General features: G+C 54.5%; 17 protein-coding genes. 12 read left to right on the forward strand and 5 right to left on the reverse strand.

Translation table 11 applies throughout. The features are described from left to right. Positions 1-230: 230 nt before the first annotated feature. The 5 genes from cyoA to KBW81_RS17330 are packed head-to-tail and all read left to right on the forward strand — an operon-like array spanning position 231 to position 4,868. Positions 231-1,133 carry a ubiquinol oxidase subunit II gene (gene cyoA, locus KBW81_RS17310; protein WP_254249375.1) on the forward strand — a complete coding sequence of 301 codons (903 nt, stop codon included), beginning with the start codon at positions 231-233 and terminating at the stop codon, positions 1,131-1,133. A gap of 3 nt (positions 1,134-1,136) precedes the next feature. Then, the gene (gene cyoB / locus KBW81_RS17315) at positions 1,137-3,167 is read left to right on the forward strand and encodes a cytochrome o ubiquinol oxidase subunit I (RefSeq protein ID WP_254249376.1); all 2,031 of its coding nucleotides are present in this window, start codon (positions 1,137-1,139) and stop codon (positions 3,165-3,167) included. 5 nt (positions 3,168-3,172) lie between these two features. Further along, complete coding sequence (cyoC, locus tag KBW81_RS17320) at positions 3,173-3,799, forward strand: cytochrome o ubiquinol oxidase subunit III (RefSeq protein WP_090189070.1); 627 nt, start codon at positions 3,173-3,175, stop codon at positions 3,797-3,799. Continuing rightward, the gene (gene cyoD / locus KBW81_RS17325) at positions 3,796-4,161 is read left to right on the forward strand and encodes a cytochrome o ubiquinol oxidase subunit IV (RefSeq protein WP_090189069.1); all 366 of its coding nucleotides are present in this window, start codon (positions 3,796-3,798) and stop codon (positions 4,159-4,161) included. The genes cyoC and cyoD overlap by 4 nt, the downstream gene beginning before the upstream one ends. Continuing rightward, the gene (locus KBW81_RS17330; RefSeq protein WP_254249377.1) at positions 4,158-4,868 is read left to right on the forward strand and encodes an SURF1 family protein; all 711 of its coding nucleotides are present in this window, start codon (positions 4,158-4,160) and stop codon (positions 4,866-4,868) included. Before cyoD ends, KBW81_RS17330 begins: the two co-directional genes overlap by 4 nt. Positions 4,869-4,872: 4 nt before the next feature. Here KBW81_RS17330 and htpX read toward each other — a convergent pair whose 3' ends face one another. The 3 genes from htpX to KBW81_RS17345 form a co-directional block, all read right to left on the reverse strand. Beyond that, the gene (gene htpX, locus KBW81_RS17335; RefSeq protein WP_254249378.1) at positions 4,873-5,778 is read right to left on the reverse strand and encodes a zinc metalloprotease HtpX; all 906 of its coding nucleotides are present in this window, start codon (positions 5,776-5,778) and stop codon (positions 4,873-4,875) included. 71 nt (positions 5,779-5,849) lie between these two features. Beyond that, entirely contained in the window at positions 5,850-7,691 is a 1,842-nt protein-coding gene (locus KBW81_RS17340) for a PAS domain S-box protein (protein WP_254249379.1), read from the reverse strand. A 338-nt stretch (positions 7,692-8,029) separates the two neighbouring features. After that, complete coding sequence (locus tag KBW81_RS17345) at positions 8,030-9,178, reverse strand: lytic murein transglycosylase (RefSeq protein ID WP_254249380.1); 1,149 nt, start codon at positions 9,176-9,178, stop codon at positions 8,030-8,032. Positions 9,179-9,498: 320 nt separating this feature from the next. On the opposite strand from KBW81_RS17345, the gene KBW81_RS17350 reads away from it, so the two are divergent. The 6 genes from KBW81_RS17350 (at position 9,499) to KBW81_RS17375 (ending at position 13,916) form a co-directional block, all read left to right on the forward strand. Continuing rightward, on the forward strand, positions 9,499-10,251 hold the full coding sequence (locus KBW81_RS17350; protein WP_254249381.1) for an amino acid ABC transporter substrate-binding protein: 753 nt from the start codon (positions 9,499-9,501) through the stop codon (positions 10,249-10,251). Between the two features lie 4 nt (positions 10,252-10,255). Beyond that, positions 10,256-10,930 carry an amino acid ABC transporter permease gene (locus KBW81_RS17355; protein WP_090189058.1) on the forward strand — a complete coding sequence of 225 codons (675 nt, stop codon included), beginning with the start codon at positions 10,256-10,258 and terminating at the stop codon, positions 10,928-10,930. Next, positions 10,927-11,694, forward strand: coding sequence for an amino acid ABC transporter ATP-binding protein (locus KBW81_RS17360; RefSeq protein WP_254249382.1), 768 nt, complete (start codon positions 10,927-10,929; stop codon positions 11,692-11,694). The genes KBW81_RS17355 and KBW81_RS17360 overlap by 4 nt, the downstream gene beginning before the upstream one ends. Before the next feature lie 490 nt (positions 11,695-12,184). Then, positions 12,185-12,568 (forward strand): hypothetical protein, encoded by a 384-nt coding sequence (locus KBW81_RS17365; protein ID WP_254249383.1) that lies wholly within the window; start codon positions 12,185-12,187, stop codon positions 12,566-12,568. Positions 12,569-12,603: 35 nt separating this feature from the next. Continuing rightward, positions 12,604-13,449, forward strand: a complete 846-nt coding sequence (locus tag KBW81_RS17370; protein ID WP_254249384.1) for a CsgG/HfaB family protein — start codon at positions 12,604-12,606, stop codon at positions 13,447-13,449. Then, a complete protein-coding gene (locus tag KBW81_RS17375; RefSeq protein ID WP_254249385.1) occupies positions 13,446-13,916 on the forward strand; it encodes a hypothetical protein in 471 nt (156 codons plus the stop codon). Before KBW81_RS17370 ends, KBW81_RS17375 begins: the two co-directional genes overlap by 4 nt. On the opposite strand, the gene KBW81_RS17380 is transcribed toward KBW81_RS17375, so the two are convergent. Together KBW81_RS17380 and KBW81_RS17385 are read right to left on the reverse strand one after the other, a co-directional pair. Then, on the reverse strand, positions 13,913-15,016 hold the full coding sequence (locus KBW81_RS17380) for a hypothetical protein (protein WP_254249386.1): 1,104 nt from the start codon (positions 15,014-15,016) through the stop codon (positions 13,913-13,915). The genes KBW81_RS17375 and KBW81_RS17380 overlap by 4 nt on opposite strands. Positions 15,017-15,109: 93 nt before the next feature. After that, on the reverse strand, positions 15,110-16,396 hold the full coding sequence (locus tag KBW81_RS17385) for a hypothetical protein (RefSeq protein ID WP_254249387.1): 1,287 nt from the start codon (positions 16,394-16,396) through the stop codon (positions 15,110-15,112). A 630-nt stretch (positions 16,397-17,026) separates the two neighbouring features. Between KBW81_RS17385 and KBW81_RS17390 the strand changes: the two genes are divergently transcribed. Beyond that, the gene (locus KBW81_RS17390) at positions 17,027-17,560 is read left to right on the forward strand and encodes a response regulator transcription factor (protein WP_254249388.1); all 534 of its coding nucleotides are present in this window, start codon (positions 17,027-17,029) and stop codon (positions 17,558-17,560) included. The last annotated feature ends 36 nt before the right edge of the window (positions 17,561-17,596 follow it).

Below are 17,596 nucleotides of genomic sequence, written 5' to 3' on the forward strand. Positions count from 1 at the left end.
CGTAAATTAGCGATCAAAACGCAAAGTGCCACCTTTTCCAGCGGCTAGGCCAAGATGTCACACCCGCCTTCGGTGTTAAGTTCCGATCAAAATGCTAAATGACTGACCAGAAAGTTCCGACTGTGGGGTTCACGATGTCCTATCCAGATCGCCGTTTGAAGTCACGTTTGTGGCGGGCTGCGCTTCTTGTTTCTTCTTTTTCAGCGTTGGCAGGTTGCAAGCTAACCGTGATGAACCCTGCGGGGGATGTTGCGTCGCAGCAAGCTGATTTGATCATCTATGCTACGGTGCTGATGTTGATCGTAATCGTGCCTGTGATCGCGCTGACAGTGTTTTTTGCGATGCGCTACCGCGCCTCTGAAAAAGAACGAACGTACGAGCCTGAGTGGGACCATTCGGTCAGCCTAGAGATCGTGATTTGGTCTGTGCCCTTGGCGATCATCATCATGTTGGCTGGCCTGACATGGGTCGCGACGCACCGGCTTGACCCCTATGCGGATCTGACGCGGATTTCAGCGACCCAGCCGATAGACGAAAACGTGACCCCGCTGCAGGTGCAGGTGGTCGCGATGGACTGGAAATGGCTGTTTATCTATCCCGAATACAACATCGCCACTGTGAACGAGATGGCGACAATTGTGGATCGCCCGGTCGAACTGAAGCTGACCGCAACCACGGTCATGAACGCCTTCTATGTGCCTGATATGGTTGGCATGATCTATGCCATGGCCGGGATGGAGACAGAGCTGAACGGTGTGCTGAATAGCGAAGGTACCTATGAAGGCTTTGCGTCTCATTACAACGGCGCGGGCTTTTCCAAGATGCGGTTCGACGTGCAAGCGTTGGACGAGGCGGGTTTTGCAGCATGGGTGGCAGACGCCCAATCGGTGCCGCAGGACTTGACCCGCGCTACGTTTGAACAGCTTGAACAGCCTAGCATCGACGACGACGTCGCCTATTACGCCTCCGTCGAGGACGGGTTGTGGCGGCGGATTGTGAACATGTGCGTCGGTGAGGACACCATGTGCATGGACGAAATGATGATGATTGACGCAATGGGCGGCGGCGGACTGGAGGGGATGCCAGATGCTGGCAAGGACCACGGCGATAACGCTGCGATGACAGGACACTGAACGATGGCTGATGTGACAAACGCTGTGGCGGGGCATTCCGCCGAAATTACCAATCAGGTGCATTGGTTCTGGGGCAAGCTAAGCTGGGATATCTTCCCATTTTACGACCCGCTGATCCTAGGCACCTTTATCGTCACGATTTTGCTGGGCGTGAGCGTTGTGGGTTTTGTGACCTACAAGCGGCTTTGGGGCTATCTGTGGACCGAATGGTTCACCTCGGTCGATCATAAGAAAATCGGGATCATGTATATGATCCTTGCGACCGTCATGCTGATCCGGGGTTTTTCGGACGCAATCCTGATGCGGATTCACCAGGCATTAGCCTCGGCCGGGATCCTCGAGTTTTTACCTGCTTACCACTACGATCAGGTCTTTACCGCGCACGGCGTGATCATGATCTTCTTCGTGGCGATGCCGTTCATTACCGGTTTCATGAACTACATCATGCCGCTGCAAATTGGTGCGCGCGACGTGGCCTTTCCATTCCTGAACAACTTCAGCTTTTGGCTGACGTTCTCTGGTGTGGTTCTGATCATGTTGTCACTGTTCGTCGGTGAATTTGCTGCGACGGGCTGGCTGGCCTTTCCGCCGCTATCGGGGCTGGAGTTTAGTCCGGGGGTTGGTGTCGATTACTACCTGTGGTCGCTGAACATCGCGGGCATCGGCACGACGCTATCGGGCATCAACCTGATTGTGACGATTGTGAAAATGCGTGCACCCGGCATGACCTGGATGAAGATGCCGATCTTTACCTGGTCGACGCTGGTGACCAACGTGCTGATCGTCGCGTCCTTCCCGGTCCTTACGGCCACGCTGGCTTTGCTGACAGCTGACCGCTATCTGGGCACCCACTTTTTCACCAACGACAGTGGTGGAAACGCGATGATGTATATCAACCTGATCTGGATCTGGGGCCACCCAGAGGTCTACATCCTGATCCTGCCAGTCTTTGGTATCTTTTCGGAAATCGTGCCGACCTTCACGCGCAAGCGGCTGTTTGGCTACACCTCGATGGTCTACGCGCTGTGCGTGATCACAATCCTTAGCTACCTCGTCTGGCTGCACCACTTCTTTACCATGGGTGCGGGCGCGGACGTGAATTCGTTCTTTGGGATCACGACGATGATCATCTCGATCCCGACGGGTGCCAAGCTGTTTAACTGGCTGTTCACCATGTACAAAGGCCGCATCCACTTCGAGCTACCGATGATGTGGGTCATTGCCTTCATGATCACTTTTACCATCGGGGGCATGACGGGTGTGCTGCTGGCGGTGCCGCCGGCCGACTATGTGCTGCACAATTCACTGTTTCTGGTCGCGCACTTCCACAACGTGATCATCGGCGGCGTGATCTTCGGCATCTTTGCCGGCATCAACTACTGGTGGCCCAAGGCCTTTGGGTTCTACCTTGATACATTCTGGGGCAAGGTCAGCTTTTATGGCTGGGTTGGTGGATTTTGGGTGGCCTTCATGCCGCTGTATATCCTTGGCTTGATGGGTGTGACCCGGCGTCTGAGCCAGTTTGAGGACACGTCTTATGCGCCGCTATTCGCAATCGCTGCGGTGGGTGTCTTTATGATCGCTTTGGGTGTTGTGGCGTTCGTTGTGCAAATTGCCGTGTCGATCAAAAACCGCGAGGCGCTGGCTTGTGGCAACGACCCTTGGGAAGGCCGCACGCTGGAATGGTCCACAACTTCGCCGCCACCGTATTATAACTTTGCGCTGACCCCGCGGGTCTATGCGCTGGATGCTTGGCAGCACATGAAGGAAAATGGCGCAAAGGCACCAACATCTGGCTTCGTGCCGATCCACATGCCGAAACCCACGGCGAGCGGGCTGGTGATCTCTGGCTTCATGACTGTGATGGGCTTTGCGATGATCTGGCACATCTGGTGGCTAGCAGCGCTTGGCTTTATAGCCTCGGTGGCTTGGGGCATTGCCCATACCTTTAACTACGATCGCGATTACCACGTCCCTGTGGACGAGGTGACAGCCATCGAAACCGGCCGCCCTGTGGCCGTGCTGGCGGAGTAGACATTATGGCAAACCCAACCCACCCCGCTGAACCTGTCGACGGCTTCGACTTTTACGTCGCCGAGGACGAGCATCACGAACCGGGCACGATGCTTGGCTTCTGGATGTATCTGATGAGCGACAGCTTGATCTTTGGTATCCTGTTTGCGGTCTATGCCGTGCTGGGTGCTAATTACGCCGCAGGCCCGGCGCCGTCGGACCTGTTCGAGATTGAAAAAATCCTGCTGGCGACGGCTTTTCTGCTGCTATCGTCCATCACCTACGGCTTTGCCGTCATCACCATGCAAGAAGGCAAGCAAAAGGCGATGATGCTTTGGCTGATCGTCACAGGCGTCTTTGGCCTAGGCTTTCTGGCAATGGAGGTGATGGAATTCATGCACCTTGCCCACTTGGGCGCGGTGCCAGGCGTCAGCGCATTTCTGTCGTCCTTTTGGTTTCTGGTCGGCACCCACGGCTTGCACGTTGCATCCGGCGTGGTTTGGCTGGTGGTATTGCTGATCCAAGTGCAAAAGCATGGCCTTACGCCGGCCAACAAACGCCGCATCTTGTGCCTAAGCCTATTCTGGCACTTCCTTGATCTGATCTGGATCGGGGTCTTTTCCTTCGTTTATCTGACCGGGGTCCTGCTATGAGCGCTGAACACCACGATACACACGAGGCGCACGGGTCATACCGGTCCTACATGATCGGCTTTGTCCTGTCGGTTGTCCTAACGGCGATCCCGTTTTGGATCGTTCTGGCAGAAGTGGAGATCCACCTCTGGCTGGCGCTGTCGATCATCTTTGGTCTGGGGGCGATCCAGATCATGGTGCACGTGTTCTATTTCCTGCATGTCACGGTCAAGGCCGAGGCTGGATGGCAGGTCATGTCGCTCGTCTTTACAGGCGTGCTGCTGCTGATCGTGCTTGTCGGTTCCATCTGGGTGATGACGCATCTGAATACCAACATGATGCCCCAGCACGAGCAGATGGAAATGATGCGCAACGCCGGATGACCGATACGCGCCGCCCCTTTTGGGTCGATGCTTTGATCCTGACTTTGGCGGGCGTTTTGTTCGTCACAATGATCGGGCTGGGCAATTGGCAGATGCGCCGGCTGGCGTGGAAACTGGACCTGATCGAACAGGTCCAGACCCGCGCTTTTGGTGATCCGGTGTCAGCGCCGCTTGCGCCGGATACGCCAGAGTATCTGCGCGTGCGGGCGAGCGGCACCTATGATCACGCGGCGACGCTGCGCATCAAAGCTGTCACAGAAGTTGGTGCCGGTTTCTGGATCATGACACCGCTGCAGACGGCTGATCAAACGCTTTGGATTAATCGCGGTTTTGTGCCGACGGGGCTGGATGCAAATGATTGGACCCAGCCGGCGGGGCAGGTCCAGATCACCGGACTCGTGCGCGCTGACCAGCCCGGCGGGACACTTCTGGAAAGCAATGCGCCGGGCGATCAGCGCTGGGTATCGGCCGATCTTGCATTAATGAGCAGCGCCGCCGGGATCAGCGACGCGCAGACGGGCTACTTTATCGACGATGCCGCGAATGGCGGTCCGGACGTCTGGCCGCGGGGCGGGCTGACGCGGTTAGAGTTCCGCAATACCCATATGGTTTATGCGATCACTTGGTATGCCATGGCTATCATGTTCCTCGCCGCGATCGTCGGGGTGGTCTGGCTGCGGATCAAAGGGCAAGGCCCCAAGACTTAGATCGTCACGTCCACGGCCCGCTTTGGCGTTTTTTGCGAACCAATGGAACACTGCTGGCGAGTGCCGGGCGCGCGGCGGGCGTCCCGACCATCGCGCGCAAAGCGGCAACGCGGTTTTCGGTCGCCGGATGGGTCGAGAATAGTTTGTCCCGCCGGTGGGCATGCAGCGGGTTGATGATGAACATATGCGCCATTGCAGGATTACGTTCTGCTGCCGGATTGTCGATCTGGGTGGCACCTAGTTGGATCCGTTCCAGCGCAGAGGCCAGCCACATGGGGTTGCCGCAAATCTCAGCTCCAATCCGGTCCGCTTCGTATTCGCGTGACCGGCTGATGGCCATCTGCACCAACGCCGCGGCCATCGGGGCTAGGATCATCATGGCAATCGTTCCCACAATCCCCAAACGCTCGCGCGAGCCGCCAAAGAAAAGCGCGAAGTTCGCGAGCATTGAGATCGCACCCGCAAAAGTCGCGGTGACGGTCATGATCGCGGTGTCGTGGTTTTTAATATGTGCAAGCTCGTGCGCGATGACGGCGGCGATCTGATCGCGGTTTAAGGTCTGCAGCAGCCCAGCGGTCACTGCCACGGCCGCATTGGTCGGATTGCGTCCGGTGGCAAAGGCATTGGGCTGCGCTGTGTCGATCAGATACACCGCAGGCATCGGCAGGTTCGCATCATGCGCCAAGTCTGCGACCATCGCGTGCAGGCCCGCGCGGTCATTCGGCACCACGGGCTGCGCATTGTGCATACGCAGGACCATCTTGTCCGAGTTCCACCACGTGAAGGTATTCATGCCCAAAGCGATGACGAATGCGACAACGATGCCGCCGCTGCCGCCCAAAAGATACCCGATCCCCACAAAAAGCGCGGTCATTGCGGCCATCAATATTGCGGTTTTGGTGTATCCCATGCCGTGCCCTCTCAATTACTCTTCATCCATATGGTGGATCTTTTGAGATTTGAAAGTGCGCGCCGCGTTCGTTAGGCCGACAGAACAATCACCTCTGCCGGTTCAGCATAGGGAACGGTAAACCAAAATGTGGTCATGCCGTCTGGCATGCTTTCATAACCGATCTGGCCCCCGGTTTGTTCGACAATCTGTTTCGTGATCGTCAGGCCAAGCCCGGTGCCGCCACGATTGCGATTGTCAGATTCCGCCGCCTGCGCGAAGGGGATGAAAATGCGATCGCGGAATTCGTTCGGGATACCATCGCCCTTATTCGTGATTGCAATTTCAATACATCCCGCAACATCTTTGACCTCGGCAATGATCGCCGTATCGTCATGTGCGAATTTGGCAGCGTTCGATAGTAGGTTAGCCATAACCTGTTGAAATCGCTTAACATCAACTGAACCGCGCAGTGATGCATCGTCGCATTTCAACTCGAACCGCACACCAAACTTGTTGGCAAATTCCGAATTTGTGAACAGGGTGTCTTCAACAAGCTCTGCAATATTCTCGCTGGATAAATTGAAGGTCACCTGTTTTGCCGAGAACTTTTCAAAGTCTAGAATATCGTCAATCAGAACATTCAAACGTTTGCCGTTTTGCTGGGCAACATGAAGCAGTCGCTTTGCTTTGTCGGAAAAGGCTTCGTCGTCCATCACAGTCAAAAGTGCCAATGATCCAATGACAGAGGTGAGGGGCGTTCTAAGTTCGTGACTGATCGTCGCAACAAATTCGCCTTTCATCTGCGCCAGCTGTCGCTGTTCTGTAATATCCATAAGCTGGACAATAATGTGATCCGGCACGCCGTTTTCATCCCGCACAAGGCTGACCGTCAGTTTGCCCCACAATGTCTGACCATTTGCACGAATATAGCGGCGTTCCCGCGAATAGGTCTCAATCTCGCCCGCGGTCAAAAGTGCAATATGCTTGCAGGAATCCTCTAGGTCGTCGGGATGCGTAAGGTCCCGGAGGTTTGTTTTGACAAGTTCCTCGCGTGGGAAGCCAATCAGCTCGCAGAAAGCGTTGTTGACCCTTAACCAGCGGCCATCGAGGGCAATGATGGCGTGCCCGATCGAGGTGTTTTCAAATGCGGACCTGAAGTATTCAGTATTCAAGCGCAGCGAGTCTTCTGTCTTTCGCCGCTCGGTGACATCTTTGACGACGCCGATAACTGACGTGATACGGCCCTCTTCGTCGCGTTGGGAAACGGAAATCTCGGCGCATAGCCAGAACCAGTGGGTATCGTCCTTTGAGCGGAACCGATATTCTAGCTTTGCAATATCGGTGTCACCATCAAGGCAAACCTGAATGGTTTTATCTGCGGGGCCCAGATCGTCAGGATGCACTCTGGATCGCCATTCCTCTTGCACGTCAGCCGTATCGTCGTCGGCCAGACCAATCAGATGACGCCACGATTGGCTGACCACTGTCCGGTTTTCTTTGGGAAAATGTTCGAATACCCCAATCTTGGCGGCAAGAATGGCGGTATTTGCGCGTTTTAATTCGTTCGTCGTCACTTTTTGCAACTTCATCTCTTCCGAGATATCACGCACGATGACAGCATGTTGCAGCCCTTTTTCATCCGTCCACGATGTCAGATAGACAGCAAGGGGCAGGGGCGAACCATCTTTGCTTTTCGCCATCATCATCCGAATGTTTGCGTCAATTGCGGGCGGATGGATAAAACTATGTAGTTCCGAGACGGATTCGACGGGCAGGAGGTGCGATATTTTTTGCCCGGTCATGCTGTCGTTCGTATATCCGAACAGATTGTCAGCGGCCGTATTGCTATGGGACACACTGCCGTCAGATGCGATCGTGAACACAGGAACGCCGACATATCTAAATGCCTGAAGGATTGGCGAATGTTCCATCGTGACCTCGTTCAGCAGTACGCCTGCCGCCCTTAAACTCTTACCTCTTCACTATGCAAAGACAACAAGGGCAATTTTGAGGCTACAAATGTCGTTTTTGCGGTTGGAAATAAGAAGGTGACTTAGCCTGGATAAAACTGGACAGGCAGTCAAGTTGCATCAACGATGACGGCAGAATATGAAAATGACGAAAAGGCGCAGTATTCGTATGAATTCTGCCCCCTCACAGCGCTATACCACTGCGAGAGAGCAATACGCCTTTGTCAAAGCGTCATCAGCCGCCGCCGAACTATTTTCTAATCGAAGATGGAACGGGCGCGTCAAAATTGCATTGTGTTTCACATAAGCCTGCGCAGCAGTTCCAGCGATGGTTCACCAGTGACGGCAAGGCCGTTTCTTTGTTGATAAGCAGAGATCGCCGCGCGTGACTTAGATCCAAGAACCCCGTCAGTTCCGCCTGTATCGTACCCGGCTGCGGTCAAACGCGCTTGCAGTTGCTTGCGTTGATCTGCCGTGAATCCATAGCGGTCAGGTGGAAACCCGCCCCGGATAGGACCTGCGCCGGCGATCCGGTCTGCAAGGTGACCGACACCAATCGCGTAGCTGTCAGAGTTATTGTATCGTTTGATCGCGTTGAAATTGGGACCAACGGCAAACACCGGGCCGCCCACCTGTGGTTGAATGCGGCGTGTGCCAGATGCAAATCCGGGCGATCCTTCTTCGCCGCCCCATGCCTGCCCGCGCTGCCAACCTGATCGCGCAAGGTAAGAGGCCGTGCTGGCCAGCGCATCGGTCGGATCTTCCTCCCAAATATCCCGGCGGCCGTCGCCCGTAAAATCGACTGCGTAGGCCAAGTAGGACGTCGGGATGAACTGGGTGTGGCCCATCGCGCCAGCCCAGCTGCCGGTCATCCGGGCGGGGGTCGTATCGCCGTTATCAAGGATTTGCAGCGCGGCGATAAGTTGGCTTTCAAAGAATGCGCCCCGCCGCCCGTCAAAGGCCAGCGTTGATAAGGCCGACACCACTGGCACATTGCCACGGCGTTCGCCAAACATGCTTTCCAAGCCCCAGATCGCCGTCACGACATGCGCTTCAACTCCGTATCGGGATTCGATCTGGCCCAAAACATCGCGATACCGCGCATAATTTGCCCGGCCCTTAGCGACACGTTCATCCGACGCTGCGATCGCCAGATACTCTTCTAGCGTACGAGAAAACTCAGTCTGATTGCGGTCACGGTCGATCACGTCGGGCAAATAGCCGGCCTGAGCAAAAGAGGTCGAGATGGTTCTGGTTGAGATACCTTTGCTTGCGGCCCGCCCTTTGAAACCCGCAACCCAAACGTCAAACGCGGGGTTGGCCACGGCCTGCATCACCGGATCCGGCGCGCGCGCCGCAACCACGGACCCGCCACGCGGACGTCCACCACAAGCTGAAAGCAGGGCCATCATCGCCCCCGTCGAAAATACGCGCCGTGTTGTCAGCATATTGCTGTTCCGCCTGTTGGTGATTTGATGGCCATCCTAGCTGAAATTCCAAGCGCCGCAAAGGATGCTGGCCCCCTTGGCGGTTGCTTGCGCATGGAACTCGACACCCAAAAACCTTGGCTGGAATCGCCACGTCGGCACGCGTTGGTCTTCTGGGGAACTCTTTGCCTACAGAACCAAATTCGTTCTTTGAAACGCCCGCGTTGAAGAACAATGTTCCGATATGCCGGACACAGCTGTTACGATGAACCTCTCTTTGATGCGACCATTGAAGCCTGCGCCACACAGGTTAACTGCTGCACAAGTGAATGGAGACAATTATGAAAAAAACTTTGGTCATTGCAGCACTCGCCCTGTCTGTCACCGTCAGCGCGGCGCACTCAGAGACACTCAATGTCGGTATGTCCGGCGGCTACTTTCCCTTTACCTTCGTCAAGCTTGACGAATTGCAAGGATTTGAGGTGGATTTCATAAATGCCATCGCAGAAGAAACTGGTGACGACGTAAACTTTGTGACGATGTCGTTTTCCGGGCTCGTCGGGGCACTGGAAACGGGCCGGATCGACACCATTGCCAACCAGATTACGATTACGCCAGAGCGTGAGGCAAAATTCGCCTTCTCGCAGCCCTATGTTTTTGACGGTGCGCAAGTCGTGGTCAAAAAGGGCAACGAAGAAACGATCACGAGCGTTGATGACCTAAGTGGCAAGACCGTCGCCGTTAACCTTGGTTCGAATTTCGAGCAGTTGTTGAATGAGCTGCCAAATGCCGCTGACATCGACATTCGCACATATGAAAGCAACATAGCCCAAGATACTGCGCTTGGCCGCGTAGATGCCTTTGTCATGGACCGCGTGTCTTCTGCCCAACTGATCGCAGAAAGCCCGCTACCGCTGGCGTTTGCGGGCAAACCATTCAGTGAAATTCGCAATGCGTTGCCGTTCCGCAATGACGAAAAAGGGACTGAGTTGCGCAACCGGATTGATGCCGCCATCACCACGCTGAAAGAGAACGGCACCTTGGCGGAAATTTCCGATAAATGGTTCGGCGCCGATATTTCGGTCGCGGAGTAATCTCATGCGCGCACTGGACGTCGAATACATGTGGGACTTAGTCCCCGTTCTTTTGGGATATGTTCCGCTCACGCTTTTCATGGCGTTGATTGGGATGTTTTTCGCTCTGATACTCGCCTCGCTCATGGCAGTTGAACGAGTATTTCGCGTGCCAGTGCTCGATATTTTTGTGCGTCTTTTCATCAGCTTTTTTCGGGGGACCCCGCTGCTGGTGCAATTATTCTTGTTCTACTACGGACTGCCGCAGGTTTTGGCATTTTTGACGACGATTAACGGCGTCACCGCCACAATAATGGGTCTGACTTTGCATTTTTCGGCTTATATGGCTGAAAGTATTCGGGCAGCGATCCTTGGTGTTGACCGCAGCCAGTGGGAGGCTTCTCAGGCGGTTGGCATGACCCAAACGCAGATGATGGGCCACATCATTCTACCGCAAGCCACCCGCGTAGCGGCGCCAACATTGGTCAACTATTTCATCGATATGATAAAAGGGACTTCACTGGCGTTTACTTTGGGGGTCACCGAACTGATGGGCGCGACGCAAAAAGAAGCTGCTGGCAGCTTTCTTTACTTTGAGGCATTTTTGGTCGTTGCAGCAATCTACTGGATCATGGTCGAGGCATTGTCCTTTGCACAACGGCACTTGGAGACCTATTTGAACAAGGCTTATGCAAGATGACATCGAAAGCCGCCATTTCTATCAAGGGATTAAACAAGTCCTTTGGCGATACGTCTGTTCTGAAAGACATTTCATTAGATATCGCGCCGGGTGAACGCGTGGTCGTTATCGGCCCTTCCGGTACCGGCAAGTCTACTTTGCTAAGGTGTCTGAATTATTTGGACCGTCCTGACAGTGGAACAATTCGGGTCGGCGATTTGACTGTTGAATCGGCCAAGGCGTCGCGGTCTGACATCTTAGCGCTGCGCCGCAGGACGTCGTTTGTGTTTCAGAACTATGCGCTGTTTGCCAATAAAACGGCACGAGAGAACATTACTCAGGCACTCATCACTGTCAAAGGCCAATCAAAACAGGGCGCTGCCACGCGTGCTGATGAAATACTGCGTGAAACCGGGCTGATTGATAAAGCGGACTCTTATCCGGCGGCGCTATCAGGTGGTCAGCAACAGCGGGTTGGAATTGGTCGCGCGATGGCTCTTGATGCTGACCTGATGTTGTTCGATGAACCGACGTCGGCGCTTGATCCCGAATGGGTTGGCGAAGTGCTGGACCTGATGCGCCGCGTTGCTGAAAAGCACCAGACGATGTTGATCGTGACACACGAGATGCAATTCGCGCGGGAGATTGCAGATCGAATTATCTTCATGTCCGATGGTCAGATTGTCGAACAGGGACCGCCAGAACAGCTTCTAGAAAACCCTCAGGACTCCCGCACGAAGGCCTTTTTACGGCGCGTTTCAAAAGTCGCTGTAGACCCATATTAACTTTGCAATTGCTCATGCTTGGGCCGTCAATCTTGATCACACTCGCGCAGATTGTCTGCTCAAGTTCGGTCTTAGCGCGGCGCGCTCAGTCCTGCTAAAACAATACGGATCATCTCTTCTGCTGAACCAGCCTGCCGTGTCTTGCGGTGGGACTGGTGGCGAACATCTTTCGATGTTGGTCTCTTCATCATCATCCCGATCGTCTGCTTGAAAAGACGACTCCGAAGCCCTCCCTTGTCCAAATCCTCAGATCTGTCCGATGGGGCTGACGTCAAATTTATGATCAGCAGAGTCGAAAACTTGGTGTTGGCAGGCGCGGCGCTGTGCTGAATGTTGCGGATAGGCCACATTTTTGCCAGCTTTAGGCAAAAATAGGTCCGGTTTGACCCGATTTGGACCAGATTTGTATTAATATTTCGTGAAGAATGCTCTGATCCGGATTGCAATATTTAAACGACAATTTTTTCTAATTTGGGGTTGGAGCATGGCTATGTCCAAGTTTTTAATCGCCGCGTTTATGGCGTTTGGTACATTACCGAGTTCAGTTTTTGCAAATGGGTTGGGAGAGGGCAGGCCGTGGGACTTTCGCACGCCGTCAGAGCAGCAGATATTACTACTCGGAGAGCAAACGCGTCTTAATTTCTTGGCCTACGACCGCGAGAGTGTCGCGGCGGGAGCCGCTGCAAGCGGACAGACCGGAAACTCTTTATCGATCGTCATTACTGGTAGTGGTGATAATGTTATTGATACTGGCCAAGACAACAGTGGTGGCCAAACAATCCAAGAGGCCAGCGGCGCTGCGGTAAATACGATAACCTCTGACCCGGATGCGGCAATCTCGGATGCTGCTGCCAGGCTGGAGAGTTTAAAATGATACTAAAATCAGTAATTTGTAAGGTATCTACCCAAGTGTTGGCTGTCGCCGCATTGACTGGCTGCGCAAGCTTGCCGCCGCAGCTTAGTACGTCGCGCCCAGCTTATAATGGTCCGATTCCAATTGTTGTCGCAACACCCGCTGACGCGGCGTTGGAATGCCTTTCTTTCACCCCAGAAGTACGTAACAGCAATCGCGTTTTTTCGGTTCATTTAATCTCTGACTTAACTCAGAAAATTGAGATCGATGCTGCAGGTGCATATATTCCGCGCGATACGGCTGGAATGCTGGTCACGTCTTTGTCTCGTGCTGGGGTAAACCAAGTCAACCGGATCAATACGACGGTAACCGAGTTCGAGATTTCCCGTGCGCGCGAGCAAATCCTTGGTGATGGACGATCTACTGTTGTAGAGGGTGAAACGCTGCCTTATCGCCCGCTGGAAAGAGGATCGCTGCGCGGATCCGACGTCGTGATTGACGGGGCGATTACGCAGTTGGATTTCAATACCTATTCCGGCGGTTATGAGGGTTCGTTTTTTGGGCTTCGCGGCGGACAACGTAATTTCGCCCTGACTGTAGCTGCGGACCTGCGCGTGACCGACACACGTTCTAGCGAGTTGCTGATGGCGGAGGCCTATTCGAAACAGGCTGTTGGACGCGAAGTCTCTGGCTCTGTCTTCCGGTTCTTTGACAGCGAACTTTTCGATGTTCAGATAGGCTCCAAAAGCCAAGAGGGGCTGCATGCGGGCATTCGCTGGATGCTGGCCGAAGCAGCCTATGACATTGTTTCGACGACCGTAAAACATGATGGCAGTTGCGACAGCTTTTTGCCGCAAAACCGGTTGCAGCCTGTTCAAGTGGCCTCTGCGGTGACGCAGTGATCCGCGCGGTCACGCTGGCCGTGGTGGCTACCGTGTGCGGAAGCATGGTGGCTGCGCAGGTTGCCGCGCCGCCCACGACTGACGGCGCGGCGGCCGCGCAGGCACCCGCATACGATCCAACGCGTTTTCTGGAAACGATGGTGAATTATCGCAGGCTTGCCCTTACCTGCGAGGGTACGCTGCCGGGATCTCCGCTTGCGGACTCAGAGGAAATTTCTATTTTCTTCCAGACCCTTGGTATGGCCGAGCCGCGTGCAATTGATACGCAGTTGCAGCGGCTGACGGAAAAGCTGGTCCGGGCACAAGCGGCGTCGATCTGTGCGGAAAGGCTGGTGCAAAGCGCGGCAATTTATGGGCAAAGCGCGCGGGATTATACGCAAAATAAACCTGACGCTTGGCCAGCAGCGCCGCGGATTAGCGCGGGGCCATGGTGTGCGTCACTCACCTGCGCGGAGCTGTCCTTTTAACGGGTGATCGTGGCCGCGTTGCCAACTTGGCTGTGCGTGCCCAACTTGCTTTGCACGGTCTGCGTTTGATTGGCCGTTTGGATCGCACTGACCGTCGATCCAGACGCTGGCCTGTCCGTGCTTTGAATTTCCAATAGATTGACGATGTTGGTACTGGAGTGGCTGTAGCCCGAAAGCTTCCCCGACATATCCGCCAGTGTGATACCTTGGATTTGGTTCTCGACGATTTGTCTGCCGTTCGACACCTGTGTCAGGCCCTGCACGCGTTTGGCGCTCACGAAATTCGCGATATTCAAACCGCTTTGGCTAACGCCCGCGGGTGTTTGGCCGTCCTGAGTTGTGACGATATTGCGCACAATCTGGTTGCCGTTAAAGATCCGCGCAACATCACGCACATCGTCGGCGATCAGCACATTGCCGATATTGGTGCCCTGTTGCGTGATACCGTCGGCCAAGCGTGCGCCTTGGTCTAGGCCCACCACGTTGTCGATCTGCTGTGTCGTGTCGGATGGAAATAACTGCTCTCCCGACCCGATCGACACCGTGGCCAACACCACGTTCGCTGTATTGCGGCCGGTTTGGGTCACACCGTGCAATCCCGCAGCGGGGCCAGAGACTTCGTTATAGACGATCTGGTTTGCACCGGGACCAAAGGCTTGCCGAACGGAGTCTACCTGATCGGCAATGACGATATTGGCGATATTTTCACCGATTTGAGTGGTCGTGGTGACGTTCTGGGGTGACAGTCCCGTCATAACGTTGCGCGCGATCTGATTGCCCAGCATCGTCTGATCGACACGCGCGACGACGGCCTCTGACGCGATTAACAGGTTCACGGCGTTCAGGATGGACTGATCAATCGTGGTGGGATCATCGGCGGACAATGTACCGTTCAGGTCGTGACCACGCGGGGTATAATCTGACAGAGCACTGCCCGCATGTGTCCCGTTCAAAAGCAGGGTCCGGCGGGGGATGATCTGATTGATGCCCGTTTGGTCACCGGTCCAGATCTGATCAACCGACAGGCCACGGGCGGCATCCTCCGCCGCGGCGGAGGTCGTCGTGCCAACAAGGGCTATGACCATAAGCATACGCTGCATGGGACAGGACCAGTTCAGAGGTTTGGAAAAGGCGCGTGCCACGCCAAGTTGGGACGGCGGTCTATCCGCCGCCCCAAATGTCAGATCAGGAAATTAGAGTCCGCTGACCGAGTTTGCGACGTTCGTTGCCGCCTGCGAGACGCCGGACAGATCGTCCGCACCGAACACGTTGTTCGTTGCACTCTGCAAGCCCGAGAAGTTCTGGCTTACCTCGGTGTAGCCGTTCAGGTCAGGCAAAGAACCTGCCGACAGGATGTTTGCCACGTTCGTTGCGCTTTGATCGAAATTGGAAACATCGGCGGTGTAGGCAAAGTCAAAGTTCGTGGCCACGTTCGATGCTGACTGGTTCACATCCGAAGCGTCTTGCGACACGGTCCAGCCCACATTCGTGATCGTGGCCAAGTTGATTGCATTCAACGCTGATTGATCGATGATCGCGGGATCGCCCGCAAGTGCAGGGGCTGCGCCGGCCAACCCATTGCTGGCAAACTTCACGAAGTTGGATGCGACCTGACCGCTGCCGTCTGAACCATCATAGATCTGCGTGATACCTGCCTGATAAAACGATCCGCCAGAGTTCGGAGAGTTTTCGCCTACGCTGAGGCTGTTGGCCACGTTCACGGCGCTTTGCATCAGGTTTGTGATGGATGCGCGGGAATTGGTGTCAAAGGCATTGTTTTCAGCGACCTGGCTCGTGTCGCCAAAGATATTCTGGAAGGAATCGCCTTTCAGATCGTCCTCGATTTCGGCCAGGTTCATGACGTTCACAGCGTCTTGGGCGATGTCAGTCGCACCCAGATCCACATCAAGATTGTTGCCCGCGAATTGGCTGCTGTCGTCGATCTCTTGCAATAGATCATGGGTGACATTGTCCTCTTGCAGGTCGTCCATCGCTGCCATGTTCATGACATTGGTCGCGTCCTGATCAACCGAGGCGCTGGTGCCATCACGGATGTCGATATCGTTGAACGCGGTTTGGCTGGCGTTGTCGACGACCTGAGACAGGTGGTTGATGTCATAGCCTTGACCGGTGTCCATCGTCAGGTCGACACTGTTCAGCACGTTGGTGCCCGCCTGAGCGATATTGGTGAGCACCGCGTTATTCCGGCTGTTGCCACGCGTATCAAAGTCGTTGATCGCGTTCTGCATCATGCCGTCTTCGGATGACTGGGTCACATCGTCCAGCGATTCAAAATCAATGGAAATGATGTTCGCGGCATTGACCGCTGCCTGAGAGACATCTGTCGCGTCGTCGTCGATCCGGATTGTATTCAGCGCCTCTTGCAGCGCATTGACGGTTTGCGAAATATCCGTCTGCTCGGCCATAGCTGGCATAGCAAGAAGGGATGCAATTGCTGTTGTTGCGAGAAACTTATTCATAATAATCTCCGTAATTCAATTCGCCCCAGGGATAGAGTGCGGGCATCGGTATGTTGGGCTAAATTGCCCGACATATTGAAAACCAACGGTTAGTCTATTGAGGCGAGATTGAATGAGACAGAAACCAATACGGTGTATCGGATCCAATAGAATCAGCTAACAGCAAGCTGCATGATTCTTTAGCTCCACCGCTCCCCCCAGAGCCGTTTGGAATACCCGAAAGGCTTGCACTGGCAGGGGCGTGGGTAAAGTCGGGTAAATGCCTACGTTTAGATTTAGGTATTTACGACGCGCAAGCGGTTGATCGATTTGAATATTTTAATGGGATTTGCGCAGTAGACCTGATCGCGACAAGCGTTTTACCGTGCGTTCAAGAAATGTCTTCAAGACAGCTACGAAATGTGCTACCACCAACAATATTAAAAAGATGAAGTGTTAATAAACTGTTAACGCGGCCGCGATTTTTTAGAAGCGGCAGCGTTTGCGACACCGGTAGGCAAGGTCGAAATTTTATCGACCATGCGTGTGTTCTTCTAACTCGAGGCCAATTTTATGTTTCAATTTCATACTGATACAGCCGGAGTGTTTGCGCCGTCTGCGCGCGTACTATCCGAACTTAGGGTAACCGTTTTGTCGGGCGATGATCATGTCATCACGCGCGCGCGGCAAGCCGTGACTATCCTTGGTGGAACGATCGTCAATGAATTCGCTGGCTTAGCCGGTGTGCGGCAAGGCGGTGCGCGATCTGACGTTTATATCCTGGATCCGCGGCTGTTGGACAACCCGGTCAAAGATGCACCATATTTGCTGGATGATCGACGTAAATGCGTTGTGCTTTTTGGTGCCCCTGCGGGGTTGGTGGCAACCCGTTCAGCGGTCCGCCGCGTGATTGATGTGGATATGGGGCCAGAGGTTTTGGCCACGATTTTGCGCAAAGTGAAAACAGATGCGGCTTCGCTACAAGAGCCGCCAAAGCTCAGCCTACGTGAAAGAGAGACGCTTCGGCTTTATGGTCGCGGCATGACTCTTAAGGTTATTGGACACAGGCTGGGAATCAGTGCCAAGTCGGCTGAAACCTACAAAACCCGTGCTTGCCAAAAGCTGGGCCTTTGTGATCGGGCCGCAGTTCTGACCTTTATAGAGCCATCGTTGAATCAGCTTTAGTTTCGTTATTTTGCGGTCCTTAGAACTGAGCACCTG

Origin of the sequence: Loktanella salsilacus, assembly GCF_024206795.1 — a bacterium.
Classification (GTDB): domain Bacteria; phylum Pseudomonadota; class Alphaproteobacteria; order Rhodobacterales; family Rhodobacteraceae; genus Loktanella; species Loktanella salsilacus.

Excerpts from the sequence above, each read along its gene's own strand:
- cyoA (WP_254249375.1), top strand. The coding sequence starts at position 231 with ATGAACCCTGCGGGGGATGTTGCGTCGCAGCAAGCTGATTTGATCATC.
- cyoB (WP_254249376.1), top strand. The coding sequence starts at position 1,137 with ATGGCTGATGTGACAAACGCTGTGGCGGGGCATTCCGCCGAAATTACC.
- cyoC (WP_090189070.1), top strand. The coding sequence starts at position 3,173 with ATGGCAAACCCAACCCACCCCGCTGAACCTGTCGACGGCTTCGACTTT.
- cyoD (WP_090189069.1), top strand. The coding sequence starts at position 3,796 with ATGAGCGCTGAACACCACGATACACACGAGGCGCACGGGTCATACCGG.
- KBW81_RS17330 (WP_254249377.1), top strand. The coding sequence starts at position 4,158 with ATGACCGATACGCGCCGCCCCTTTTGGGTCGATGCTTTGATCCTGACT.
- htpX (WP_254249378.1), bottom strand. The coding sequence starts at position 5,778 with ATGGGATACACCAAAACCGCAATATTGATGGCCGCAATGACCGCGCTT.
- KBW81_RS17340 (WP_254249379.1), bottom strand. The coding sequence starts at position 7,691 with ATGGAACATTCGCCAATCCTTCAGGCATTTAGATATGTCGGCGTTCCT.
- KBW81_RS17345 (WP_254249380.1), bottom strand. The coding sequence starts at position 9,178 with ATGCTGACAACACGGCGCGTATTTTCGACGGGGGCGATGATGGCCCTG.
- KBW81_RS17350 (WP_254249381.1), top strand. The coding sequence starts at position 9,499 with ATGAAAAAAACTTTGGTCATTGCAGCACTCGCCCTGTCTGTCACCGTC.
- KBW81_RS17355 (WP_090189058.1), top strand. The coding sequence starts at position 10,256 with ATGCGCGCACTGGACGTCGAATACATGTGGGACTTAGTCCCCGTTCTT.
- KBW81_RS17360 (WP_254249382.1), top strand. The coding sequence starts at position 10,927 with ATGACATCGAAAGCCGCCATTTCTATCAAGGGATTAAACAAGTCCTTT.
- KBW81_RS17365 (WP_254249383.1), top strand. The coding sequence starts at position 12,185 with ATGTCCAAGTTTTTAATCGCCGCGTTTATGGCGTTTGGTACATTACCG.
- KBW81_RS17380 (WP_254249386.1), bottom strand. The coding sequence starts at position 15,016 with ATGCAGCGTATGCTTATGGTCATAGCCCTTGTTGGCACGACGACCTCC.
- KBW81_RS17385 (WP_254249387.1), bottom strand. The coding sequence starts at position 16,396 with ATGAATAAGTTTCTCGCAACAACAGCAATTGCATCCCTTCTTGCTATG.